Source organism: Sphingomonas sp. 320_CC, from assembly GCF_059691795.1.
The window spans coordinates 50,263-75,527 of the sequence record NZ_JCAWAE010000001.1; the positions used below are offsets into that span (position 1 = coordinate 50,263).

The 25,265-nt window shown below is 64.3% G+C and carries 22 protein-coding genes; 15 read left to right on the forward strand and 7 right to left on the reverse strand.

Features of this window, described 5'->3' with window-relative positions; translation table 11 throughout:
- Positions 1–439: 439 nt before the first annotated feature.
- Positions 440–985: a cytochrome b gene (locus tag AC59GX_RS00195; RefSeq protein WP_426282857.1), complete on the forward strand. Its 546-nt coding sequence runs from the start codon at positions 440–442 to the stop codon at positions 983–985.
- Positions 986–1,227: 242 nt separating this feature from the next.
- On the opposite strand, the gene AC59GX_RS00200 is transcribed toward AC59GX_RS00195, so the two are convergent.
- Complete coding sequence (locus AC59GX_RS00200; RefSeq protein WP_426282856.1) at positions 1,228–4,197, reverse strand: TonB-dependent receptor; 2,970 nt, start codon at positions 4,195–4,197, stop codon at positions 1,228–1,230.
- 316 nt (positions 4,198–4,513) lie between these two features.
- On the opposite strand from AC59GX_RS00200, the gene AC59GX_RS00205 reads away from it, so the two are divergent.
- From AC59GX_RS00205 to AC59GX_RS00230, 6 genes are all read left to right on the forward strand, one after another.
- Positions 4,514–4,975 (forward strand): RNA polymerase sigma factor, encoded by a 462-nt coding sequence (locus tag AC59GX_RS00205; RefSeq protein ID WP_497300548.1) that lies wholly within the window; start codon positions 4,514–4,516, stop codon positions 4,973–4,975.
- Positions 4,972–5,943, forward strand: a complete 972-nt coding sequence (locus AC59GX_RS00210) for a FecR family protein (RefSeq protein ID WP_426282853.1) — start codon at positions 4,972–4,974, stop codon at positions 5,941–5,943. The genes AC59GX_RS00205 and AC59GX_RS00210 overlap by 4 nt, the downstream gene beginning before the upstream one ends.
- Before the next feature lie 92 nt (positions 5,944–6,035).
- Positions 6,036–7,589 (forward strand): alkaline phosphatase D family protein, encoded by a 1,554-nt coding sequence (locus AC59GX_RS00215; protein ID WP_426282851.1) that lies wholly within the window; start codon positions 6,036–6,038, stop codon positions 7,587–7,589.
- Positions 7,590–7,691: 102 nt separating this feature from the next.
- A complete protein-coding gene (locus tag AC59GX_RS00220; protein WP_426282849.1) occupies positions 7,692–8,243 on the forward strand; it encodes an RNA polymerase sigma factor in 552 nt (183 codons plus the stop codon).
- Entirely contained in the window at positions 8,240–9,094 is an 855-nt protein-coding gene (locus AC59GX_RS00225; protein WP_426282847.1) for a FecR family protein, read from the forward strand. Before AC59GX_RS00220 ends, AC59GX_RS00225 begins: the two co-directional genes overlap by 4 nt.
- An 81-nt stretch (positions 9,095–9,175) precedes the next feature.
- A complete protein-coding gene (locus AC59GX_RS00230) occupies positions 9,176–12,169 on the forward strand; it encodes a TonB-dependent receptor (protein ID WP_497300550.1) in 2,994 nt (997 codons plus the stop codon).
- Positions 12,170–12,241: 72 nt separating this feature from the next.
- Here the strand turns inward: AC59GX_RS00230 and AC59GX_RS00235 are convergent, their stop codons facing one another.
- The 5 genes from AC59GX_RS00235 to AC59GX_RS00255 form a co-directional block, all read right to left on the reverse strand.
- On the reverse strand, positions 12,242–12,970 hold the full coding sequence (locus AC59GX_RS00235) for an acid phosphatase (protein WP_426282844.1): 729 nt from the start codon (positions 12,968–12,970) through the stop codon (positions 12,242–12,244).
- The gene (locus tag AC59GX_RS00240) at positions 12,970–14,043 is read right to left on the reverse strand and encodes a Ca2+-dependent phosphoinositide-specific phospholipase C (protein ID WP_497300551.1); all 1,074 of its coding nucleotides are present in this window, start codon (positions 14,041–14,043) and stop codon (positions 12,970–12,972) included. The genes AC59GX_RS00235 and AC59GX_RS00240 overlap by 1 nt, the downstream gene beginning before the upstream one ends.
- Before the next feature lie 14 nt (positions 14,044–14,057).
- The gene (locus tag AC59GX_RS00245) at positions 14,058–16,568 is read right to left on the reverse strand and encodes a TonB-dependent receptor (protein ID WP_497300553.1); all 2,511 of its coding nucleotides are present in this window, start codon (positions 16,566–16,568) and stop codon (positions 14,058–14,060) included.
- Positions 16,569–17,300: 732 nt separating this feature from the next.
- The gene (locus AC59GX_RS00250; RefSeq protein WP_497300554.1) at positions 17,301–18,308 is read right to left on the reverse strand and encodes an amidohydrolase family protein; all 1,008 of its coding nucleotides are present in this window, start codon (positions 18,306–18,308) and stop codon (positions 17,301–17,303) included.
- A complete protein-coding gene (locus AC59GX_RS00255) occupies positions 18,305–19,012 on the reverse strand; it encodes an SDR family oxidoreductase (RefSeq protein WP_426282839.1) in 708 nt (235 codons plus the stop codon). The genes AC59GX_RS00250 and AC59GX_RS00255 overlap by 4 nt, the downstream gene beginning before the upstream one ends.
- A gap of 127 nt (positions 19,013–19,139) precedes the next feature.
- Between AC59GX_RS00255 and AC59GX_RS00260 the strand changes: the two genes are divergently transcribed.
- Positions 19,140–20,054 (forward strand): LysR family transcriptional regulator, encoded by a 915-nt coding sequence (locus tag AC59GX_RS00260; RefSeq protein ID WP_426282838.1) that lies wholly within the window; start codon positions 19,140–19,142, stop codon positions 20,052–20,054.
- Positions 20,055–20,122: 68 nt separating this feature from the next.
- On the opposite strand, the gene AC59GX_RS00265 is transcribed toward AC59GX_RS00260, so the two are convergent.
- Positions 20,123–20,968, reverse strand: a complete 846-nt coding sequence (locus tag AC59GX_RS00265) for an oxidoreductase (protein WP_426282837.1) — start codon at positions 20,966–20,968, stop codon at positions 20,123–20,125.
- 49 nt (positions 20,969–21,017) lie between these two features.
- On the opposite strand from AC59GX_RS00265, the gene AC59GX_RS00270 reads away from it, so the two are divergent.
- The 7 genes from AC59GX_RS00270 (at position 21,018) to lysA (ending at position 25,136) form a co-directional block, all read left to right on the forward strand.
- A complete protein-coding gene (locus AC59GX_RS00270; protein ID WP_426282836.1) occupies positions 21,018–21,632 on the forward strand; it encodes a TetR/AcrR family transcriptional regulator in 615 nt (204 codons plus the stop codon).
- A gap of 171 nt (positions 21,633–21,803) precedes the next feature.
- Complete coding sequence (locus AC59GX_RS00275) at positions 21,804–22,064, forward strand: hypothetical protein (RefSeq protein ID WP_426282835.1); 261 nt, start codon at positions 21,804–21,806, stop codon at positions 22,062–22,064.
- Positions 22,065–22,243: 179 nt separating this feature from the next.
- Positions 22,244–22,393 carry a hypothetical protein gene (locus AC59GX_RS00280; protein ID WP_426282834.1) on the forward strand — a complete coding sequence of 50 codons (150 nt, stop codon included), beginning with the start codon at positions 22,244–22,246 and terminating at the stop codon, positions 22,391–22,393.
- Positions 22,394–22,828: 435 nt separating this feature from the next.
- Positions 22,829–23,092 carry a hypothetical protein gene (locus tag AC59GX_RS00285; RefSeq protein WP_426282833.1) on the forward strand — a complete coding sequence of 88 codons (264 nt, stop codon included), beginning with the start codon at positions 22,829–22,831 and terminating at the stop codon, positions 23,090–23,092.
- Positions 23,093–23,106: 14 nt separating this feature from the next.
- A complete protein-coding gene (locus AC59GX_RS00290) occupies positions 23,107–23,622 on the forward strand; it encodes a methyltransferase domain-containing protein (protein WP_497300558.1) in 516 nt (171 codons plus the stop codon).
- Positions 23,619–23,882 (forward strand): hypothetical protein, encoded by a 264-nt coding sequence (locus AC59GX_RS00295; RefSeq protein ID WP_426282831.1) that lies wholly within the window; start codon positions 23,619–23,621, stop codon positions 23,880–23,882. The genes AC59GX_RS00290 and AC59GX_RS00295 overlap by 4 nt, the downstream gene beginning before the upstream one ends.
- A gap of 21 nt (positions 23,883–23,903) precedes the next feature.
- Positions 23,904–25,136: a diaminopimelate decarboxylase gene (gene lysA / locus AC59GX_RS00300; protein ID WP_426282830.1), complete on the forward strand. Its 1,233-nt coding sequence runs from the start codon at positions 23,904–23,906 to the stop codon at positions 25,134–25,136.
- Positions 25,137–25,265: the final 129 nt, after the last annotated feature.

The following is a 25,265-nucleotide window of genomic DNA, read 5'->3' on the forward strand; positions in this document are numbered from 1 at the left end:
CCAAACCACGGACTAAACAATGCCCGGCCATAGCCTCGGCCGTCGCTGGACCGCACGCGTGCCGTGTCGGGGCTGGCTACGGTGCGCTACCGACTAGTCGTCGCTGTAAGATCTCTTTTACGCCTCGGCGTTCGCTGCGATCCTGTCAGAAAGGCCTAGTGACAGAAAAACATCGTGCGGATGGCTAGTGAAGATAGGCAAGCAGATCATCCGCGGCTCAGATCCTAAACGGTCTGATGATCAAGCGCTCCGTTTCTATCATCATATATCCTGGCTCCAGATTGCGGGTATAGGATTACGGATCGTGCGTGTTAGGCGCGCGGCAAAACGAATTACCGATCGATGTCGAACGTGCCGCCTCGCTGATGGAAAAAACAGTGCGACAGGGGACACTCTTCGTCCAGCACGACGATCGGCCCCAAGCTGCAAGGATTGAGCAATGAATGGTCGCGATCGCTATACCGTGCCGATGCGGGCATTGCACTGGACCCGCGCTGGCTTGATCATCGGGCTGATCGCGCTCGGATGGCTGATGACCTCGCTACCCGACAGCACCGCCGTCAAATTCGACTGGATGTATCCCGTTCACAAGGAATTCGGGGTCCTCGCGTTCATCATTGGCCTCACAGCGCTGGTAGTGCGAACGCGTTCGACGCTGCCCCCGCATCCCGCCGAATTGAGCTGCTGGGAGAATATGCTGTCGACCATTGTCCAATATGCAATGTTGACGCTGGCGGTGGTCGTTCCGCTGATGGGTTACGCAATGTCCAGTTCGTTCAGTCAGAGCGACGGCGTTCCGTTTTTCGGCATCAATTTGCCGGAGATTTTAGCTAAGAGCGACGATGCCTTTGCAATATTTGAGTGGGTACACAAGACCCTGGCTTACACGATGCTCGCGCTCATCACGCTGCATATATTGGGCGTCGTCAAACATCGCTTTTTCGATCGTGAGCGCGACACCGATGTTCTTCATCGAATGTTGTAAGGGCTGCTGACCGGGTCATGAAACTCTTAGTGATTTGCAGGCGTAGGATCACATTTTCTTCGTCGAACTCGCCCCGAACGATTGCTGCCCATCAAACGATGCGAAACCTTTGACGAGAAGGAACGGGATGTCCGCAGCGGAAAGGCTCGCCAGGCGATAGCGTCACCAAGGAGTGATGGACGAACTGCCAGCTGGAGGGGGCAAGCCGGCGCGCGGCGGCGCTCGCCCCCTCCCGTATTCCGCTAGAACCGCATGGTCCCGCCGAACGCGAACGTGCGGCCGCTCACCGTATTGGTCATCACGCGTTTGGCGGTGCCGTCGGCATATTGGACGATGGGCTCGTCGGTGATGTTGATCACGTCCAGCGACAGCTTGAACTGCCGCGTCAAATTGACATAGGCGGACGCGTCCAGGTTCGTCGTACCCTTGATGTATTCGCCGATATTGCCGTTGCCGCCATCGCCCCAGCGATAGCGCGACCGCGTCGCCAGGGAGCCGCGCACTCCCCAGTGATCGGTATCGTAATAGAGCGTCGCGTTGGACGAGAATTTCGACAGCGTCGGCAAGGGCAGGCGGACCGCGACTCCCGAGTAAAACACGTCGCTCGATCCTCTGGCGAGGGTCACGTTGCCGAGCACGCCGAGCTTGTCGAACGGCGCGGGCAGGAAGTCGAAGTCGCGCTTCGCCGCGATCTCGATGCCCTTGATCGACGCGCCTGGCCCGTTGATCGGACGGGTGTAGTTCACCAGTACGGAGGGGCTGATGCCGGGGGGCAGCAGCGCGGCGGGGTAGCCCGTGGTGTCGTAGGCGACGAGCCGCGTCTCCGAGGTGATGTACGAGTCCATTTTTTTGTAAAACGCGCCGATCGCGAGCGAGCCGCGCTGGCCGTCATAATATTCCAGCGAGGTCTCGACCGAATCCGCCTTGAAGGGCGCGAGGTTGGGGTTGCCGGCAGCGACCGTGCCGCCGAACGTGGCGAGGTTGAGCGTGCCCGCCGCGCGCATGTCGTTCAACGCGGGGCGGCTCAAATTGCGGTTGCCGCTCAGGCGGAAGACCAGCGACCGGCTGATGTCGAACGCTAGGTTCGCCGCAGGCAGGAAGCCGTCATAGCTGTTGGTCACGTCTACGGGCACGAGCACGCCGCCGACCAGCGCAGTTCCCGACGAACCAAGGTCCGTATGATAATAGCGCACGCCGAAATTGGCGCGCAGACCGATGCTGCCGAGCTGGGTCTTGAGGTCGTATTGCAGATAGGCGCCATAGGTTTTCTCGAGCAGGTCGTAGGCGGTGCCGGTGACGGTGCGGGTCGCATCCACGGTCGTGCTCTGGCCGAGCAGCGCGTAGGTCTCCGCCACGTCGCCGATAATGTAAGGGGCGAGGGTGCTGTTCGACAGGATGCTGGTCGGTACGTCGGGGTTGCCCGGCCTGTCCTCGTAGTTCGGGTTGACCTTGCGCTGCCAGCCGCTGTTCGTGAAACGCTTGAACCCGGCTCCCGCCTTGATCGTCGAGCCCGAGCCGACGGTCCAAGCGAGTTCCGCCTTGCTGTTGTAGAATTCGCTCGTGATGCGATCGGCGCGGGTTTCGAGGCCCTGCAGGTCCCATTGCGACGCGTCGGTCGTGTCGAAGCCGTAGCTGGTCCGTGGCGACCCCGTGTTCAGGCCTGAGAAGGAGTAGCTCTTGTCGACGGACTCCAGCAACACCTGGGCATAGTCTGAATCGAACGTCGATTTCGACCAGCCGCCGAGGAAATTGACCGTCAGGTTGCTGCTGAGATCGGTGTGGCCGTTCAGCGCCGCCTGCCAGAAGGTCGTCTGGTCATGCGTGACCTTCGATTCGGTCCGCATGTCGACATGATCGAACGATGTGCCGACGATGTCGTTGTAATCGTCGAAGGTCACACCGGTCAGCACCTGCGTGCCGGTCACGTTGTTGGCGGCGATGCCGTTGGTACCCGCCGCGCCGATCACGCCCGAGGTACGATCGTTGTTGAGCTTACCGTACAGCACATCGAGCGACACATCGGTGCGGTCGTCGGGATGATATTGCAGTGCGGTGGTCAGGCCCAGTCGCTCGCGCTTGTTGAAAAAGGTCGCATAGGTCTGCGCGCGGCTGTTCCAGACCCGGTTGGCGCCGGTCGCACCGACCAGCAACGCGCGGTCCGCCGCCGAGACGGTCGGCCCGACATTGCGGGCGCCGAAATTGATCTGCGACCAGTTCCAGTTGCGATAGCCGAATTCGACCGTGTCCGCAGTGCTGTACGCGACCGATGCCAAGAAGCCGAAATCTCCCCAGCGGTCCGATATCAGCCCTACCAGCCGCGGCGTGACATCCTTGGTATATTGGTTCGTCTGCCCCTTGGCGGACGCGACGACGGTAAGCCCGGCATAGTCGAACGGCTTGGCCGTGTGCAGCCCGACGGTACCGCCGATGCCGCCCTCATCCTGCTCGGCCGCGTAGGATTTCTCGACCACGACCTTGTTGAAGAGTTCGGACGCGAAGATGCTATAGTCGAACGACCGCGAACGACTGACCGACGATCGGCTGTCGAGCCCCGACGAGGTGTTGGTGAGCACCTCCATGCCGTTGAGTTGGGTACGCGTGAAATCCGCGCCGAGCCCGCGCAGCGAGATTTGCCGGCCTTCGCCGCTGTCTCGCGTGATCGCGACGCCGGGAATGCGCTGCAGCGCTTCCGCGAGGTTCTGGTCGGGAAAGGCGGAGATGTCCTGCGCCAGGATGACGTCCTGCGATCCGGTCGCCGCTTTCTTGATCTGCTGCGCCTTGGCGATGCTCTCGCGATAGCCCGTGACGACGATATCGGTGCTGTTCTCGAGCTGCACGTCCGACGCGCTCGTTACCTGTGGGGCCACGCCGCCAAGTGCCACGGCAGGGACGGACGCCCCCGCCGTGGCGAAGCGCATGTGACGGACCACCGTTACCGTACCGTCGACGATCCGGCCGTCCAGGTCGCTACCCGCTGTGAGCTGCGCGAGGGCTTCCTCGGCGGTCATCCGCCCGCGCAGGCGCTGGCCACGGACGCCCTTCAGCAGCGACGGCGACGAGGCGAGCTGCAGACCAGTTCGGCGCGAAAAGGCCAACAGCGCATTGCCGAGGTCCTGAGCCGGCATATCGAACGTGAACTGGCGCGGCGCCGACGCCGCCTGCGCGACAGCAGGGGTGCTGACGAAGACGGACAGCGCGACGGAACTAAGCAAAAGATGCGAGCATCGAATTTTGTGGAACATGTCTTCCCCCAGATGGTTTGCGAGAAAGACGAGCCTCGGGCGATAAACCCGACAATCTATTTAATTTCATTTATGTTACATGGATGTTGCAATCCAGTTGCTTACTCACGGGTCTGCAAACGCGACGGTGTACTTGTCGCACTTCTTCCGATCTCACCGAGATTGTCACAAACGCGGTCTAGGTCGGCGGGACCAGCAACCCGGATACTCCATGCCCGCCATACTGCACCAGATTAAGAGCTGTAAGGGAGCTCCTTCTGAGGATTGGCGCGCAATCGCTGCGACGTTGAGCCGGTACGTGAGGGCGCGCACCAACCGCACCGACGTGGTCGAGGACGTCGTGCAGGAGACACTGTCGCGGCTGGTGCACCAGAGTCGCGTGCAAACACTGGTGAGCGTCTATGCGTTGGGCTTCCGGATCGCTGCGAACTTGCTGATCGACCATCATCGCCGCGACAGCCGCTATGTCGCCGAACGCGAGGAAGAGCCCGTCAGCCATGCGCCGTTGCCCGATCGGGTGCTGGTCGGTCGGCAGGAGGTCGCGATCTTGCGGCAAGCACTGGCGGCGATGCCGCCGCTGCGCCGCGACGTGCTTGTCCGTCGGCGATTGCAGGGGCAGAGTTGTGCCGCGATAGCGAGGGAACTGGGGTTGAGCCCGAAGGCGGTAGAGAAGCACATAACGCGTGGCTTGGCAGACCTCCACAAGGCGATGCCGGGAGAGGCGCGCGCTTCTGGAAATGTGCGATGAACCGCGATAGCCAGATCGCGGAGGAAGCAGCCGCCTGGATCGACCGTATCAACCAGCCGGTATTCGACGCCGCTGCGGGGCCAGCCTTCGATGTCTGGATGGCAGCGTCGGCGCGTCATCGGGAGGTCTTTGCCGATCTGCAGGCATTGTGGCAGTCCGAAGCGCTAGTCGAGGCGCTAGACCACGCTGAGAGCGCACCCGTCGCAGGGCTCGCGCCGCCGGCATCGGGCGCGCGACCCCGGGCGTGGCGCACCCTCCCGCAGTTCGCGGCCGCGGCCTGCGTGATGGTGCTCGCGATCGTACTGATCTTGCCAGCCTTGTCGACGACGACTTATCGTACCCTGGCCGGCAAGAGCAGATCCGTTGTTCTGGCGGACGGATCTCGCGTCGACATGAGCGGCGATACCGAACTTCGCGTGCAGATCTTGCCGTGGAAACGCAACGCCGAGCTCGTGCGAGGCGAAGTGTATTTCGACGTTCGCCATGAAAGTGCCCGAGCGTTCCGGGTCGAGAGCGGCTCCACCACGGTGCGCGTCCTGGGCACGGCGTTCAACGTCGATCGCCAGGGGCCGACGCGGACCGCCGTCGCAGTGTATCGCGGCGCGGTGGAGGTCGGCGTGGCCGATGAAGCCGACCTCGTGCTGCGCAAGGGCGACGGCGCGCGCGTCGTCGACGGCCATGTCACGGCGCAACCGCGTATCGCGGTCAGCGCGCCCGACTGGAAGTCCGGATGGTTCGAGGCGTCCGATATTCCGCTCGGCGTGTTGATCGGCAAGGTGCAGCGGTATTCGGCGCGGCCGATCCTGTTGCAGGATGCCGCCCTACAGGCGCTCCCGATCAGCGGCCGCTTCCATATTTCGGATACCGACCGCGTGCTGAAGGCGGTGGAGACCGCCTATCACGTCGATATCGCTTATGGGGCAAAGACGATCGCCATCCGTCCCGCGGGCAACGTGGAAAACCGATAGTCCCGTCATTTTGCCTGTCGGGTTTCGCCCGGCTGCTCCGTCTTCCCGGCATACGTGGTCGCGACCCGCGCCTGCCGTGAGGGAGTGTCCTTGTGCCTCAGTTCGATCGCCGCAATCTGGTCAAGGCTGGCTTCTCGCTCGCGTTGCTGGGAAGCGCCCCCCGCCTGCGCGCGCGCGCGACGTTCACGCGTGATCCGTTCACGCTCGGCGTCGCCTCGGGGGATCCCTTGCCCGACGGGTTCGTGATCTGGACGCGGCTGGCGCCCGAGCCGCAGACGCCCGATGGCGGCATGCCACCGCACGATGTCGCGGTCCGCTGGGAAGTCGCCGAAGATCCCGGTTTTCAGAAAATCGTTCGTACAGGTCCGGCGATGGCCGAAGCCAAGCTCGCACACTCGGTCCATGTCGAGATCGACGGGCTGCGGCCGCATCGCCCCTATTGGTATCGCTTCCTCGTCGCGGGCGCCGGATCAAGCCCGGTCGGCACCGCGCGCACCGCCCCTGCGGCGGGCGCATCGCTCGACCGGCTGCGGCTGGCGATGCTGGGCTGCCAGGATTTCGAGACGGGGTTCTTCACCGCCTATGCGCATGTCGCGCGCGAGCCCGATCTCGATGCGGTGTTCCACTATGGCGACTATATTTACGAGATGGCCCCGCGGACCGAACCCAGCCCGCGTAAGCACCTCGGCGCCGAGACCTATACGCTGGATCAGTATCGCCGCCGTTACGCTCAGTACAAGGCGGATCCTGACCTCCAGGCGGCGCACGCCGCGGTCGCGTTCATCATGTCGTTCGACGATCACGAGATCGACGACAATTGGGCGGGCGAATTCGACAAGGACGGCAACCGGCCCGATGTGTTCGCGCTGCGCAAGGCGGCCGCGATGCAGGCCTGGTACGAACACGTCCCCGTTCGCCGCGCGCAACGCCCCGGGGCGGGGGTTGCCTATCGCCGGCTCGATTATGGCAATCTCGTTCGCATGCACGTGCTCGACACGCGCTCGTTCCGCAGCGATCAGCTTTGCGAACGTCCCGGTATAGGTCGCGCGGAACTCGACGCCTGTATTCCCGTCGATCGGCCAGAGCGCACGATGATGGGGGCCGCGCAGGAGAGCTGGCTGGATCGCGGACTTGCCAACGACGCGCGCTGGAACTTCATCGCGCAACAAGTGCTGTTCATGCCGTACGACGCCCGCAAGGACGGCGCCTCCACGCCCGTCATCGGCAAGGACAATTGGAACGGCTATCCGCTGTCACGCCAACGGCTCGTCGACGGCATCGCCCACCGGGGCCTGACCAACGTCGTGATCGGCAGCGGCGACTTGCATCAGCATGTCGTCGGATACGTGCCGCGAAAGATGGAAGACGTCGGCGGGCCAGCGATCGCGACGGAATTCCTGGCGACGTCGATTTCGTCGGGCGGCACGGGCGGTGCGCATTATGCGGGAGAAAGCCGCGCGCTGGACAATAATCCGAACGTCAGCCTGCTCAACAACCAGCGTGGCTATCAGCTCTTCACCGTGACGCCGGATCGCTGGCTCGCCGAAGTGAAGGCCGTGGATCAGGTCGATCGGCCGGGTGGCACGATTGCGACGATCGCCAAATTCGTCGTGGATCCCAAGCAGCCTGGTCCGCAACCAGCCTGACGATCTGGACGCCAAGTCCGATCATGCGGAACCATCCCGGTGCTGTCATGCTGCCTTCACGATCGCCTCATAAGACGCTCCAGAACGGCACATGGGGGCTTGGTGAGCAGCAGAGGATCTCTCGGCGAAGAGCCGTCGCCTGCGCATGCCCTGACGCTGGAATATCCGGACGCGGCGCTGGCGGGGGCGTTGCGTCGGTTCGTGCAAAGCCGATTGGATCACCATGCCGATGGCGACGACGTGGTGCAGGAGACCTATCTGCGGCTGTTCGCGTACCAGGCGACCGCGCGGGTCAACGACATGAAGGCGCTGTGTTTTGCGATCGCGCGCAACCTGCTGCTCGATCATCACCGCGCCGCGCGGCGCTCCGCACATGTCGAGCTGGATGACGCGATCGTCTGCCAGCAACCGACGGCCGACAGAGTGCTGGCCTTCCGTCGTGCCGTGGTGATCATGGCGGACGCGCTCGAGCGTATGCCGCCACTACGGCGCGAGATTTTCCTGCGCAAACGGCTCGACGGACTTAGGACAGACACGATCGCCAAGAGTTTGGACATGAGCATGGCGGCGGTGGAGAAGCACGTCGTCCGCGCCTTTCAGGACCTCCGCGGCGCGCTGGCCAAGCGCGGCTTCACGATGGAGGCGGGTGCATGACCGCAGCGGGTGGTGCAACACCGGTGAGCGAAGCCGCGCTTGCCGATGCACTGCAAACTGCGGCGACGCGATGCGGCCGACTGTCGGACGAGCAGGTCCGGTCCCTCAGGCGTCGGCGGCGATCGGCCACCGCGGCCGTCGCGACCGCCCCGGTCGCCATCGTCCTGCTGTTCATGGCCAGTGACGGGTTCGTCGGGACACCGACCGCGCCGCGGGTTGCGACGCGCATGTTCGCCACCCGTGCCGGGGAACGCTCGAACGTAACACTGGCGGACGGCTCGACTGTCGCACTCAATGGCGCGACGCGGCTTCGAATTGTCTATGGCGACGGGCAGCGCAGTGCCGAGCTACTCGCGGGACAGGCGTTCTTCGACGTGCGGCACGACGTGGCGCGCCCCTTCGTCGTGCGCGCCGGCGCCAGCGAGACACGCGTCCTCGGCACCGCGTTCGACCTCGACCTGACCCGGACACAGGTTGCGCTGGCGGTCTATCGCGGCGCGGTCGGCTTCGATCCGGTCGGGACGCCGCGCGGCGTCGTGGTCCGGGCCGGGTACCGCAGCGCCGTACGCGGCGGCGTTGCGGCAGCGCCGACGAAGTTCGATACGGTGTTGCCGGACTGGCGTAAAGGTTGGATCGACACGGCGGGCATGCGCCTCGACGATCTGGTCGAGATCCTCGACCGCCAGGGGGGGGGCCGGATCGCACGTCCGACGGAACCGCTGGCGTCGACGACTGTGTTCGGTCGGTTCCGCACGGATCATCCGCACCAGCTGTTGAAGGCCATCGGCAGCGGGTTCGGCTTCACGGTTGTCGAGCGGCAGGGGGCGTTGACGCTTAAAACTGCGGACTGACGAAAAACACTGTCCGGATTTGGCGGCCTTTACCGTCTTCCCAACGGGTGGCGTCTGATGGCGCCAAGACGGGGGAATATGATGACGCGGTTTCACGGAACGTCGGCACTGGCCTTGGTAGCGTTCGCTCTATCCGCACCGACGGTTGCGGATGCGCAATCGACGGGCGTACGGATATTCACCATTCCTGCGGGCGATCTCGCTCGGGCGCTCTCGGCCTATTCGAGCGTCACCGGCATGCAAGTCATCGCCGCGCCCGCACTTATTCGGGGGCAGCGGACCAGGGGGGCCAGCGGCCGGCTTACCACATCGGCAGCACTCGCCATGCTGCTACGCGGGACGGGGCTACGTCCAGTCGAGAGCAACGGCGTGACGATCCTCCGCCGCGACCAGGCACAGCCGGTGCCGATCACGCTCGGCACACGCGTACCAGTCGTCGCGGCGGCTGCGGTTCAGGCGACCACGATCGCGCGCGAAACGCCGGCGGCCACTGACGACATCGTCGTCAACGGCTATCGTAGTAGCTTGCTGGCCGCCCAAGACCTGAAGCGTCGCGCGGTCGGGACCGAGGACAATATCGTCGCGTCCGACATCGCCGCATTTCCAGACATGAACCTCGCCGAGGCGCTGCAACGCGTGCCCGGTGTCGCGATCACGCGCGACACGGGCGAGGGCCGCCAGATCGCCCTGCGCGGTCTGGGCCCCGATTTCACGCGCACGCAGCTCAACGGCATGGAGGTGCTCGGCAACACCGCCTCCGGCATGGACAATCGCGGCAACGTCAGCCGCAGCCGCGGCTTCGATTTCAGCCTGTTCGCCTCCGAGCTCTTCAACCGCGTGAGCGTCCAGAAGAGCTATGCCGCCAACCAGGACGAGGGCGGCATCGCCGGCACGGTGCAGCTCTTCACCGCCAAGCCGTTCGACTATGCCGGCCAAAAGATCGTGCTGTCTGCGAAGGCCCAGACCAACGACCAGACCAGCGGCGTCACCCCGCGGCTCGTCGGCCTGTTCTCGCAGCGCCAGGGCGATTTCGGTGCGCTCGTCTCGGTCGCCTATTCGAAGGTTCGCAACAACGAATATGGCTATCGCAACTGGAACTGGGGCAAAGTCACCTACGGCGCGAACAACATCGGCCCAGAGATCGACGCGCCGACGCGGGCGCTGCTGCGCGGCGGCACGATCTTCGCCCCTCAGGCGCAATCGCCGTCGACATGGTACACCGATCGCGAACGGATCGGCGTCACCAGCGCGCTGCAATATCATCCCGGTGATAATTTCAAGATCGATGTCGACCTGCTCTACGGACACCTCGCCGACAAGCGCGACGACTGGGCGATCGCGGCGGGCGGATACAACGCGCTGACCGGCAACGTCAGTGGTACGCAGGTGATCCGGTCAGCGACGATCCAGGGCAATTCGCTCGTCGCCGCCAGCTATACCGGCATCGATCAGCGCAGCGAGCATCACCGCGTCGAGAACCAGACCGACTTCTATCAGGCGGTGGCGAATGTGAGCTGGGACGTCGGCGATCGGCTGAAGCTGACCGCGCTGGGCGGTTACCAGAAGTCGAATTTCGTCCAGCCGACGTTCGACAAGATCTTCCTGCAGGCGCGCAACACCGCGTTCAGTTTCGACATGCAGCCGACGATCCCGGTGAACACCTATGGCTTCGACCTCACCAACCCCGCAAACTGGAACGTCCAGCGGCTGGTCACGCAGGAGAACATGATCAAGAGCGACTATCTCAACGGTCAGCTCCAGGCGGTCTACGATCTCACGCCGATCCTGAAGCTGGAGGTCGGCGGCGAGTATAAGCGCTTCACCAACAGCGGGTATCAGTATCTCACCAACATCTTCTACGGCACCGCGGCGACCAGCGATCGCGCGATACCCGACGCGCTGAAATACGTCATCAACCGCGATAGTCTGCTCCCGTATATCGGCGGCGACATTGCCGGGATCTACGCGCTGCTCGGCAACAACCGGGATTTGACCGCCGCCAACCTGACCGCGGGCAGCGACTTTCGCATTCGGGAAAAGACCTGGGCGGGCTTCACGCAGCTCGATCTCGACACCGATATCGGGTCGATGCGGCTGCGCGGTAATGCAGGCGTCCGCTACTATCACACCGACCTGGTCTCGAGCGGGTCGCTGGCCACTGCGACCAACGGCGTGACCACGCTTCAACCGGTGACGGTCGGGACCAGCAACGACGATTGGTTGCCCGCGCTCAACGTCGCACTCGACATCACGCCGAAGCTGATCGCGCGTGCATCCGCCAGCCGCAACGTCAATCGCCCCGGCCTCCCTCAACTTGCCGCGGCGGGGACGCTGACCGTGGCGCCGTTCGGCGGGTCCGTCTCCGTCGGCAACCCCAATCTCCAGCCGTTCCGGTCGACTTCGGCGGAGGCCGGTCTCGAATATTATATGGATCGCAACGGCTTCGCGTCGGTCGGGTTCTTCTGGAAGGACCTCAACAGCTTCATCACGTCGGAGACGTCGCAGGTTCCTTACAGCGCGACGGGCTTTCCGGTCTCGCTGCTGCTGCCTGGCCAGGATGGTACGACGCCGTACAATTACACGCGTCCGATCAACGGGGACGGGGCCAGCATCAAGGGTATCGAGGCGGCGTTCCAGCACGACTTCACCTTCCTGCCTGCGCCGTTCGACGGGTTCGGCATCGTCGCGAACGGCACCTGGATCGATGGCGACCAGACCGCGGTCTACAACGGTGTCGTCAAGAGCATCCCGCTCTACAATCTGTCGAAATGGGCGGCCAACGCGACGCTGTACTTCGAGACCGAACGCTTCGGTGCGCGGGTCTCGACTGCCTATCGCAGCCGGTATCTGACCGGGGCAGGCGGCAATGCCAATGTCGGCGACGGCATCCGCCCGACCAACAACGTCGATTTCCAGGTCCGCTACAGCCCGGTCAAGAACCTGCGCTTCGTCGTCGAGGGGATCAACGTCACCAACCGGCCGATCGAGCAGTTCACCGATCTCTCGACCGACCGGACGCTCGTCTACACCCGGAGCGGCCGCATCTTCACCTTCGGCGTGACGACCAGTTTCTGAACTCCACGTCCGCGCCGGCAACGGCGCGGACGGCGTGCTGCCATACGTACGAGGAGGGGCGGTATGTCTCTGCTACGCGGCGTCAGCCTCGATGGTGCATTGCGCCGTGTCGGGCGCCGAGCTCTCCCCATGCAGGAGTTCGGCTCGTGCCGCCTCCATGTCGCGTCGGAACTCGGCAGAGCCATGCAGCATCGCGACTAGCACCGATCCCGCCATGTACCCCGCCTCGACCGCACTTCGACTGTGCGATCCACAGATGTAGCGGCTTTCCCCATATTGACGTCCGCGCCGCAGGATCTGCGTAGCGCGGTCGGGCATCAGTTCGGCGAGGATCAGCGCGGCGGACCAGCCCGAAGTCGTGTGGCCTGAGGGGTAATCGCCATTGCTTGCGAGATGCTCGGTCTTCGGTTCGCAGATCGGCAGATCGTCCTTCAGATACGGACGCTTGACGGCAAAGCCATCCTTGGCGCGGCCGACCATGCTTTGGTCGCCCATCCGCGCGAAGATGCGGGTGAGGGCGGGGGACGATTTCGCGTCAAGCTTGCGGCCGATCGCGCACGCGAAAACGGTGAAGCGATCGTCGGTCACGTCGCGCGTCGCCATGTCGCCACGCGGGGTGCCGAGCAGCGCCCTGGTTTCGCGGAACGTCGCGCGATCGTCGAGATCCTGCGGCGATCCGGGTTTAGGCGGCGCGGGGAGAACCTTCATCAGGTCCGGCATCGGCTGGTTCCGCAGATAATCCGTCGACGCGGTCGCGCCGGTCGCCAGAGCCAGCACGGCGATGAGGGCGAGCGTCCGCATCACTTGCCACCCTTGTCGAGATCGCCGCAGCCCTTCCGACGGCGCACGGGGTTGCAGCGAGCGACCACGCCACCGGGCAGAGCGACGTGATAGCCGCCGGGTAGCCGCGGATCGGGCCAGAGATAATCGGTCGATACGAACTGCGCGCCGCCCGCGAGCGCTGTGTCGCGAGGGACGGTATCGTTCGCACGGGCTTCGCGTGTGTTGGCATCGGCACGCGTGCGAACGATGAACCCGGCGGCGACATCGTGGCGGATGCGATCGGCATCGCGGACCGGGTCGTTGAGCGTCAGATACGCGGCGGCGGGCGAGGCTTCGTCGGTGTTGATGAAGAACACGCGGCCTTCGAGCGAGCGCCGCTTGCCACGATATACCGCGACCTTGGCGGGGGGCTCGTCCAGCGCGAACAGGAATTTCCCACGCGAGCGTTCCAGCAACGGCCAGTTGTCCGCGAGCACCGCCTCCCGCAGCGTCGGATAGCGGCCCTGCACGTCGTCAGGCACGATCACCTTGCTGGCTGCCATCACAGACCGGATCTCCGCATCGAGCGCATCATACGCCGCCGCGTCGAACGGCAGCGCATCGATCCCGCCACGCGCCGCGTTCTGCTCGTCCTTCGCGTTGAACATCAGCAGGATCGGCACATGCCGCGGATGCTTCGCCGACCAGTCGCGGATGATCGTCAGGCATTCGGTCAGCAGGACGCAGCTCGATGCGTTGTCGATGCCGGTGATGTGCAGCACCTTGAAGCCCGCCCGCTTGAGCTTCGGATCGTTCGAACCGCGCGCGTAATGGCCGCCCTGCGGATCGTAGTTCACGTCGATCTCGAGTTGCCGCGCACCGGCGTCGAGCTGCTCGGTCAGGCTGCGGTGCGCGTAATCGAGCGCATCCGCCATCGCCGGATCGACCGCACGCACCTTCGCCATCGTCGCGGCCGACATCGGCTGCTTGTAGCTGTTATGCGTGCCGATCACCGCCACGTCGTTGATCCGCAGCGGCGGCGCGGTATCGCGCGCCACTGCCGTTTGGGTGAGAAGGCCAAGGCTCAGCCCCGCCACGATCGATCGCTTCACAGCTACTCTCCCGATCAGAATTTGAACAACACCGAACCCTGCACCGCGCGGCCGAAGATCGGTCGCGCCAGAATCACCGCACCGTCCGCCGCGCCCGGCACCAACTGCTGCCCGCCGCCCTGGCCCAACCCAAGCGCGTTCGACAAGTTGGTGCCCTTCACCTGCACGGTGACGTTCTGAGTCACGTCCAGCTCCGCGGAGGCATTGAACACCGAGAACGCCGGCAGCTTCACGAGGTTGGAATCGTCGTTGAACTTGTCGCCCTCATACCGCCATTCGCCCAGCACGCGCAGACGTCCGCCGATCAACGATACGCGCGGCCGGATGCTCGCCATTACCTTCGGCATGCTCGACGGGCGGTTGCCGTCGAACGACGTCGTGACGGGCGCCCCGGCGACGATCGTGTTGTAGGTATAGTTCTTGAACTTCGGCTCCTGGTACGTCGCGGTCGCCGAGACGTCGAACCAGCGCACCGGCTTCAGGTTCGCCTCAAGCTCGACGCCGGTCGTGCTGACGTCGCCATAGTTGATCTCCTGGACGATCCGCAGCGATGCCGGGTCGATATACGTGTTGGTGAACTGCACGTCCTTGAACGAATTGTAGAACAGCGTGGCGTACAGACTGCCCCAGGGCATCTGGAATTTCACGCCCGCCTCGGCCTGTTCGATCGACTGGCTGCGGATGCCGGTCGGCAGCACGTTGTCGCGGTACTGGCCGATCTGCGGCAGGCGGTAGGTGCTGGTGTAGCGGCCGAAGATGCCGGCTTCGGGCATGAATTGCCAGTTGGCACCGATCGTGTAGCTGTGGTCGCTGAACTTCGGGTCGAAGCGGTTGAACACGTCTGAGCCGTAGAGGACGTTGTCGTCGGCCAGCGTATCGGGATTGCCGAGATTGAAGCTCTTCACGCCTTCCGAATAGCCGTGGATCCAGATCGTCTCGTAGCGAAAGCCGCCATCGACGCGCAGTTTCGGCGTGATCTGCCATTCGTCGGAGATGTAGAACGCGACGTCCTCATACCCGCCATAGGAATGCGCGAACCGGGCCTCGTACCGCTGGATGCCCGTGTCGGTGACGCGCCCGACGACCTGACCGCCCGCGTTGACTGCGACGATATCGAGCAGGCGCGCATTCGGCGCGACCTCGGTCAGGCCGACGCCGTCGTTCCGATCGTGCGCCCAGTCGGCGGTGGTGCCGTACAGCCCGAGCTTCACGTCGTGGCGACCGATCCCGGTCTCGTACACGTGACCGAGTTCGATCAGGCCCATCGTCTCCTTGATCGGGTTCTGGATCGACTGGAAGGTGTTGACCCCGACCAGGCCGTTGCCGTTCGCATTGGCGCCGTACGCGCTGCCGTCGTCGTTATAGACCAGCCGCACGTCGGTAGCGCCGCGGCCTGCGAACGCCTTGACCGCGTTGGCGCGGACCGAGGACAATTGCGCAGCCTGCGTGTTGAGGCTGTTCAATCCGCGCGCATTGCGATCGGTGGTGGAGTCGCGATAGCGGAACCCGCCGCTGATCGTCGTTCCATCGTCGAACTCGGTATTGCCCTTCAGCGTGAACTGCAGGTCGCTGGTCTGGTTGAACAGGTTGAACTGCGCCTTGCGGATGCCGTCGGGCGTCTTGATCTGGACGCGACCGTCCTGCGGTCCGGTCAGCGTGTCGTCATGGCCGTTGAACGGCGCGAGCGGCTTCAGGTCGTCGCCGTTGCGCACCAGCGGGATGGCGTCGAAGAAGAAGTTATTATCCTCCATGTACTTCACGCCGAACGAGATGCTCCCTCGCGCAAAGTCCTTCGAGATCAGCACGCGACCCTGGCCGCCGTTGTTCGCGGCCGGCCCCGGATCGCGGATGCCCTGGTCCTTGTTGTAATAGCCGCCGACCGAGAAGCGCCAGCCGTCCGCGATCGGCCCGCCGAGCCACGCGTCGCCGCGGATCTGGCCGTAATCGGACGTCGTCAGCTTGAGCAGGCCGCTCAGTTGCGGCGTACCCCTGCGCGGGATGAAATTGACGAGGCCACCGGGTGCGTTGGCGGCGAAGATCGAGGAGGGGCCACCGCGAACCGCCTCGATCCCCGAATAGGTCTCGTCGATGCGCAGGAACTGGTCGACGTTGATCCAGTTGATGCCGGGATCGTGCTGGATCGGCAGGCCGTCCTCGTACACCGCAAGCGATTCGTAGCCGCCGCGCGGGATGCCGCGGACGCGGGTGTTGTTCGCCCCGACGCCGCCCGAGGAATCCGCCCAGACGCCCGGAATCTGCTGCATCGCCTCCGCCAGGTTGCCGATTGCGCGCTCGCGCAGGTCCTTCTCGCTGATCGTGGTGATCGAATAGCTCGCATCGACCTTCTTCTGCGCTACCGTGCCCAGGCGTCCGGTGACCAGGATCTCATCGCCTGCGTTCGTGGCATCGTCGGTTTCTCTGAGCGTCGATTCCGTCAGGGGCGTCGACTGGGCATGAGCGACGGATGCAGGGGCCAGAATGACCAGCGATGCCGCGGTCGCCCGCAGCATGGTGATGGTACGCATGAACATGAACCCCTGTAGTGGATCGGATTGTAACCGATTTGTCCGGGGCGTTATGCGCATCCTCGATGACGGCTGAGCGTCACCTTTGTTTCGGACGCGTGACGCCACTATAATGAAGCTATGATGTAGCCTCACGAGAGGGGTCGAATGCCTGCTCCGGCGCAAGGGTGGCTAAGCGCCCCCTCGACACCTTTTGTTCGTTTGAGCGGATATTTAAACGATGATCGCAGACGGTCAGAGCGTAAGAACAAGGACTGCCGGACAGGTTCAGTAGATAGCTTGCGAGCGCCCGCTTATGGGTATTCGTAACCAGACCGTTGTCGGTCGGCTAGCGCCCAGACCTCGATACCCCGGCAAGCAATCAGAACCGCTGAAAGGCACCAAGAACGTCGCAGGTGTCACTGGCCCTTACTGAGCGCGGTCAGGCGCATCCTGGCCCGGAACTACGCAGGAAGCCTTAGGTTCGGAGTCGGTCCAGGTCCCCATCTCTTTCGAATGGTGTGTACGCGTGCGTTTCGAATACCAAGTGCGTCGCGATTGCTACTTTCTCGCCGGGTATCCACGTCACGCTTAAATCCGGTTGCCTCGACCGTTATCGATAAGAGATCATCTGCAAGCTTCTCTGTCGAGACGACCGTTGCGCGATGGGCGATCATGCGGGCGAACACCCGGCTCAGGGCACCTAGAAATCGGCCACAGGGTCGTGATCCTTGGTCTGCGCGATGGGTGGCATCAGGAACGTAATGCAGCCGCATCGCCCGTCAGCCGGAGCCAGTTGCCATGCGCGAACGCCGCCTTGTCAGCATCGGTCAGACCGCAGCCTGCAAGGAAGCGACGTGCGTCGCCGCCTTCGCGGTATTGGTAAGGATAGTCCGTCGAGAACAGCAGCCGGTCCGAGCCGACGACCGCCATCGCTCGCTCCAGATAGTGGGGCAGGAACATGCCGCTGGCGGTCACGTACAGGTTGTGTCGCAGGTAGTGCGCGATCGGGTTGGACAGGTCCGCGACGCGGTCCATGACCGCCAGCCGCTCCGCATAGAAGAGGACAAGTTCACCCCAATGGCCGAGGATCACCTGAAGGTTCGGCAAGCGATCGAATGTGCCCGCCAGGACGAGGCGTAGGAACTGGATGCCGGCATCATAGTGCCAGCCCAGTCCCACGGTCGCGAAGGCGGCGTCCACGATCGGCGAGAAGCCGGAGTAATAGGCCTCGCGTACCGGCGCTGGTGGTGTGCGGGGGTGCAGCAGCACGGGCACGCCCAGTGCTGCTGCACAATCGAGAACGGGCGCGAATGCCTGGTCGTCGAGGTGGCGCATGCCAACCCGGCCGCACAACATCGTGCCCTTGAAGCCTAGCGTCGAAACGCAGCGCTCAAGCTCGATCGCGGCTTCGTCAGGCATGGACACCGGCAGGGTCGCCATCGCCTGGAACCTGGTCGGGTGCTGTGCGACCGCATCGGCCAAGGCGTCGTTGGTGCGCCGTGCCAACTCCATGCTTTCCGAGCCCAGATCGTGCAGCGCGGGGGTGGTCAACGACAGCACCTGAACGTCGAGGCCGGTTTCGTCCATCAGCGCGAGTCTTTCGTCTGCGAGGTCGACGAGACGCCGTCCGAACGCGCCTTGATGGTAGCCGACGCTCGGATCGGCCGCCTCCAGCCCGATTGCATGCCATGCGTGTTCGATCGCCGGCGTCAGGAAGTGTTCCTCGATGCCGATCAGCGTCGTTGTTGGCTCGGTCACCATGGCACCGTGTTCCCGTCGCGATCGAGGAAGGCGAGACCCGGCTTGCCCTGACGGCCGAGCAGCACGTCCACGATCAGGGGCATGCTATCGTCTACGCCAAACGGCGCCTTCGGCCCGCCGAGCCGGGTTCGTATCCAACCGGGTGCCATCAGCACCAGCGCGTGGCGATCTTCTGCATGGCGCGCGGCGTAGCTCCGTACGAGTTGATTGAGCGCCGCCTTGCTGCTGCGATAGACCTCGTGACGGCCGTTGGTGTTATTGGTGATGCTGCCCTGGCCCGAGGACATGACCCCGATCAGCCCGTCGGCTGCGACCAGATTCCGGCAGGCTTCGATCACGCGCATGGGACCGAGCGCATTTGTCACGAGCACGCGCGTATATTCCTCGGTCGCGATCTCGCCGGCGATTTCGTCCTCCATGTTCGCAGTGCCGGCGTTGACGAACAGCAGGTCGAACACCCTGCTGGCGAGACGGTCGCGCAGCGCAGTGATCTGTTGCGGTTGCGCGATATCGACGGTCTCGATCTCGATACGATCGGGATGTGCCTCGGCCAGATCGTGCAGTTCGGTTCGGGCGCCCGCGCGCACGGTTGCCACGACATGCCATCCGCGCTTCGCGAACTCACCGGCCAAACCGAGACCCAGGCCGCGCGATGCGCCGATCAGCAGGATTGTGCCGGGATTGGAGATGTCTTGGGTCATGGGATGCTCCGAAGTGTGTCGGCGCGATATCTACTCGGCCACGATGAATGCGCCAGACGCAGTGGATGCACAGTATAATTGCACCAGGCGCCTATCGTGGCGCAGATGGATCACGCATGGTTGCAGCATGACCGACCTCGATTTGAACCTGCTTGATGCACTCGACGCACTTCTGTCCGAGGGGAGCGTGACCGGGGCCGCGCGAAAGCTGGGACTGAGCGCGTCGGCGATGAGCCGGACCTTGACGCGGCTTCGCAACGCTACTGGCGATCAGCTCCTCGTTAGAGCAGGACGTGGCCTGGTGCCAACGCCGCGGGCGATCGAGCTGCGCGATGTCGTTCACGCACTCGTGCGCGACGTTCGAACGGTCCTCAAGCCGTCAACTGGCGAGATCGACATGGCGGAACTCGACCGCGTCTTCACCATCCGCGCGAGCGAGGGTTTCGTCGAGATGTTCTGCGGTCCGTTGGTGGCCGGCATCGCATCGGCGGCGCCCCGTGTCCGCCTGCGCTTCGCGCCGAAGCCCGATAAGAACGCAGAGCCGCTACGCGCGGGGCAGATCGACCTAGAAGTCGGCGTAATCGGCGTTTCCGCGCCCGAAATGCGCACGCGGCTCATCTTCCGCGACCGGTTTGTCGGGGCGGCGAGAACGGGGCATCCGCTGCTCTCGGGCGCGATCACGCCAGAGCGCTACGCAGCCTGCCGGCATGTCGCCGCGTCCCGCCGTGGCGCGTTCACCGGCCCGGTCGATGCCGCGCTGGCCGACCTGGGGCTGAGCCGCGACACGATGGTGGTCGTGCCGGGCTTTTCCGACGCCTTGCGGATCGCCAGGCAGTCGGACCTGATCGCGCTCGTGCCCGGTTTGGGTTTTCGTCGCAAAGCACCGGGTGCGGAAGGAATTTGCACGTTCCCGCTTCCCGTTCCTACCCCCGAGATTGCCGTGTCGGCGATCTGGCATCCACGGATGGACGCCGATCCCGCTCACCGCTGGCTGCGAGAGACCGTGATCGACATTTGCCGGAAGACGGTGCCGGACAGCTGAGGCGGGTGGCTCTGCCGAAGTTCCATCCTCAAACAGCGCCTCCGACTAACCCACCGGCGCTCAGGCGGTCACGATGCGAAGCTGGTTGAACGGGAGAGCGCATCCCATGCGGCGATCTCGGCCTTCATCGCATCAAGCTTCTGATGGACCACGCCCAGCGCGTCCTCGCCCAGGAACAGGCGTACCGGTGGGGTCGCGGCATCGACTATCGCGAGCAAAGCCTGTGCGGCCTTGGCCGGATCGCCGGGTTGATTGCCGCTCTTGGCCTGGCGCGCGGCCCGGATCGGGTCCATCACGGCGTCGTAGTCGGAAATACTGCGCGGGGTGCGATCCATCGAGCGTCCTGCCCAATCCGTCCGGAACTGGCCGGGTGCCAAGGCCGTCACCCGAATGCCGAAATCCGCCACCTCCTTGCCAAGCGCCTCGGAGATGCCTTCCAACGCGAACTTGCTACCGCAGTAGAAGCTGATCCCCGGCATCGTGATTAAGCCGCCCATCGAGGTCACGTTGACGATGTGGCCGCTACGACGCTTGCGCATGCCGGGAAGCACGGCTTTTATCATCGCTACCGGCCCGTACACGTTGGCCGCAAATTGACGCTGAAGATCGTCCATCGACGATTCCTCCAACGCACCTTCTTGACCGTATCCGGCATTGTTCACCAACACTTCGACCGCACCGGCGTGCCGCTCCGCTTCGGCCACGGCGGCTGGGATCGCTGCGAAGTCGGTCACGTCGAGGATCAGGGGATATGCACGGCGCGCTGCGAGCGCAGCGAACGTATTGGCGTCGCCCTCGTTCCGCACGGTGCCGATCACGCGGTGGCCGGCGCCCAACGCACCCTCGGCAAACGCGCGGCCGAGGCCGGAACTCACGCCGGTGATGAGGAAGGTCTTGGCGGTGATGGTTGCCACGGGCTAACTCCATTATACTAGGTTTGTATATCATGATATAGATAGCGATATGGCACGGGACAAGACACGGGAGAACATCGCGATCCGGGGTGAGCCCGTGCGCCAACGGGTGATCGACGCGGCGGAACGACTGCTGCGGAGTGGCAAGGCCGACTTCTCCATGCGCGACCTCGCCGCCGAAGCCGGCGTCAGCTTCGCCACGCCGTTCAATCATTTCGGAAGCAAGGGGGCGATCATGCACGCCTTGTCCGAACGTCGGACGGACACGATGGCAAGGCGCTTCGCCGAGGCGCGGCTTCCGACTGACGCAGCATCCCGCGTGCTGCTCGCTGTCGACACGGCCGTCGCGGTGATGCTGGAGGAACCCGGTGTGAACCGCGCCGTGATGAGCTGGATCGGCACGACCGGTGGTTCGGCGGGTCAGGCCTGGGCGCGCTCGACCGCATTGTGGACGCTCGCGCTGGGAGCGGGCGAGGGCATCCCGGAGAATTGCCGGACCTACGCGCTAGACTGCCTGCCGAGGCAACTCGCCCTAGGGTTTCGCGGCGCCCTGTCGTTCTGGAGCGCCGGCGAACTGCCTGACGAGGCGCTCGGCCCTGACGCACGCGCCGTCGCAAGTACCCTGCTACTGGGCTTTACCGAGCCATCGATATCATTTGGCTAGATCTTGGCATGTCTATGTCGCCCTCCATCAACCCGTTTTCCAAAATCATCTGTTCGGGTACGCTCAAGAGTGCACCGTCTGGACGTGTAGTAAACGCGAACTTTCGGGCAGCAGCTGTCGAGAAGCGGTGTCAGGTCGACCGCGGCGGCGGCCTCGGCTACCCGCATCGACATGTTTGAAAGGCTCGATCAACCCTTCGATCTTAATCTCGACCAATACAGCGCCGAATTCTTCCCGCAGGCGCTGGACGAACCTGCGCTCGTTCGCCTTGAGACTGCGTTGGCCGCGCTTCCGATCGACACGCCCTGGTTCTACGCTACGCCTATCGTCCGCGCATCGCTCCCTGCCGACCAGCCGCGGCGACGCCGCGTGCTCCAGGTCGACTATTCCGCTGACGTCCTGCCACACCCACTCGCATGGCGCGGCCTATAGGCGCCGGCTCGAGCTGGTAACGTGTCCGAACGGTCCCGTTTGTATGTCGCCAAGTGACGCTGCGAAGCCCGACGGCTGAGCAGGTGTTTTCGTGGCGAGAAGATCTGGAGTGGACTCCGTCGTGAGAAACCATGACGTCGCGAATCCAATCACGACTGAACTGGACAGGTGGGCCGACTATGATCCAGTCGGGGCTGGGGCCGGCGATCGTCCTTGCCGTTGATGCGGTATTGCGGGACGTTATGGTCGTGGCGGACGTGGAACTTGCCGCAACCGTCCTGCGCGACGCCGGGCGACTGGAGCAGGATCTGGTTGAATTGCTGATTTAGCTACCCGGCAACGGCAATCGCGGGCGCAGCTGAAATCCGACGTAGACGACAGTTCACGTACGGCATGGGCGTTCGCTATCGACGGGGCGACGCGCATTAATGAGGTCGCTGGAAGTTGGCTTTTCGGCATTGCCTGCCGGAAAACGTAGCGCGTGCAATGGCGTAGCGATCCCTCGGCAACGCGCAGTCGGCAGGCTCTATCGCGTCGATCGCCAAGAGACGCGCGGCGGTTTGAGCCAACCCTCGTCAGGACCAGCAGGCCACTGCCCAGCTATCAGGCTCAAGTACCTCGATACATCCGAAACGCGGTGAAGCGAGGGCAACACTATGCCCGCGCTATGCGATCCGCGGGGATCGATCTCGCAGCGCTATGTCGCGGCTCGTAGATCATGAGCGCGGGCACGACGCTCGCGATACGAAAGGCAATGAGGCGACATGTCGTCTGAAACCATATCGGAACCCGATCCTGCCGGGCTCGTCATCTATGTCGGCCAGGATCGCGCAGGGCATTGGCTCGTGCAGGACAGCAGGCGCAATCTCGAAGGGCGTTTCATCTCCTACGGCGCGGCGATGAGCTACGCCCAGGCCGAGCGCGACATCTATCATGCGAGCGTCGAGATCGCCAACGCGCCGCTGGTCCCGGTCATTTCGTTCGCCCCCGTCGGGCGCGACGAGCGCGCACTGCCGCGGGCGGCATGACGGACGCGATGGCAATGAACACAGAAACTCGCCTGAACCGTCTTCACCCCGGCCCAAGCCCGAAGATCGCGACCAAAACCACGACGCCAGGGTCGAAAGCCGCGACCCACAATCCGCGTTGGCCGGTCGTCGCTGCCGCCCTTGCAACGTTGCGCGAAGACGGTCGCCACGCGGTCCGCATCGTCGATGCGGATTGCGGCGCGGGCTCGCTCCTCCTGCAAGCGGTGCATCATGCCCGGTCGCTCGGTTTCACGGCGATTGAAGGGCGCGGGATCGACGGATCGCCTGCGCTGATCGGTCGCGCTCGAGCTGCGGCGAGCCGTTGCACCAACCTTGCGATCGGCACGACGTTCGAGGTGGCGGACATGGTCACCGCCTTGCTGGAGGAGCACGACCTGCCAGCCGATCTCGTGATCTGTCACGGCATGGCGAAAGGCCGGCGGCCGGAGGTGGCGTCGGCGTTGGGGAATGCAGCGCGGATCGTCATCGGCAACTACGCGACGTGGCATGCCGTCGGTACCGAAGCATGACGAAGCGTGACATCCTATGGCGGGGGATCGGCTTGGCATTGTGCGTGGGCGCGTGCAGCGTCGCGGTTGCAATGGACGGCTCGGCACGCGCGATGTTCGTATTCCCCTTCGCATTGCTGGGCCTGACACTGGCGATCAACGGCAAGCGGGTCATCATCGCACTTCGCGCCGAACGCTGCGGTCATGCACGAACCGCCGAAGTGATCCATGCCGTCCGCGTCCGTCGCTATCGCCGCCGACTCGACCAACCGCATCTCTGACCTCGAGCCTCCAGGATCATCATGATGTATTTCGATCGGCGGGACGGTGTCCTGTGTGCCGAAGGCGTGCCGTTGTCGGCCATAGCCGAAGCCGTCGGTACGCCCGTCCACGTCTATTCGGCGGCTGCACTGCGCGACGCGGCCCGGCGTTTCACAGCCGCGCTGTCGATCCTGCCGCGGACGCGGACGGCGTTCGCGGTCAAGGCAAACCCGAACAGCGCGGTGCTGCATCTGCTGGCCGGCTGCGGCTTCGGTGCCGACATCGTCTCGGGCGGAGAGATGCGCCGCGCACTCGGAGCCGGTATCGCCGCATCGGACATCGTCTTCTCCGGCGTCGGCAAGACCGATCGGGAACTCGCCGACGCACTCGACGCCGGCATAGGGCAGTTCAACCTCGAGCTCGAGGAGGAGGGGCGGGTGCTCGCCGCGCTTGCCCAGGCGCGTGGCAAGCGGGCGGTCGCGGTTTTGCGCGTCAATCCCGACGTCGATGGCGGCACGCATGCCAAGATCTCTACCGGCCGGCGCGAGAACAAGTTCGGCGTGGCGATCGCCGATGCGCCCGCAATGTACGATCGCCTGTCACGACTCGGTGGCCTCGATCTGGTCGGGGTCGCGCTCCACATCGGCAGCCAGCTCCACGATCTTGCTCCGCTGGAGGCCGCGTACGAGCGCATCGGTTCGCTCGTGATCGACCTGCGCGCGCGGGGCCACGGCATAACCCGAGTCGATCTCGGCGGCGGCCTCGGCATTCCCTACCGTGTCGACGACGTGGTCCCGACGCTCGACGCCTATGCCGCCATGGTCGCTAGGGTGACGCGCGACTGGGATGTCGACCTTATCTTCGAGCCTGGGCGGGTCGTCGCAGGACTTGCCGGCGTCCTGATGACGCGGGTGATCTGGGTAAAGCCCGGGGCGGACCGCCCCTTCGTCATCGTCGATGCCGCGATGAACGACCTGGCTCGACCAGCGCTGTACGATGCCTTCCACCGCTTCGAAGCCGTCGCGCCGGACGGCGAACGCATGGTCGCGAACATTGCCGGACCGATCTGCGAAAGCGGCGACGTGTTCGCGCTCGCCCGCGATATCGACCGGGTTCGCCGCGGCGATCTCGCTGTCTTCCATGCGACCGGCGCGTACGGGGCGGCGATGGCGTCGAGCTACAATTGCCGCCCGCTCAGCCCACAGGTCCTGGTCGACGGCGACCATTTCGAGATCGTCGCCGACCGCTTCCTGCCGGAAGAGTTCGCAGCGTAGATCGCATTGAGTCCGAACGGGAAGAGGGCAAGCTGCGGCACCGTGACGCTGCGACGGTAACGATCGCCGCGCTGGCCACGGAACGTCGTGGCTGCTGCTTCGCTGTGATGTCAGCGGGCGGCGTGCCCG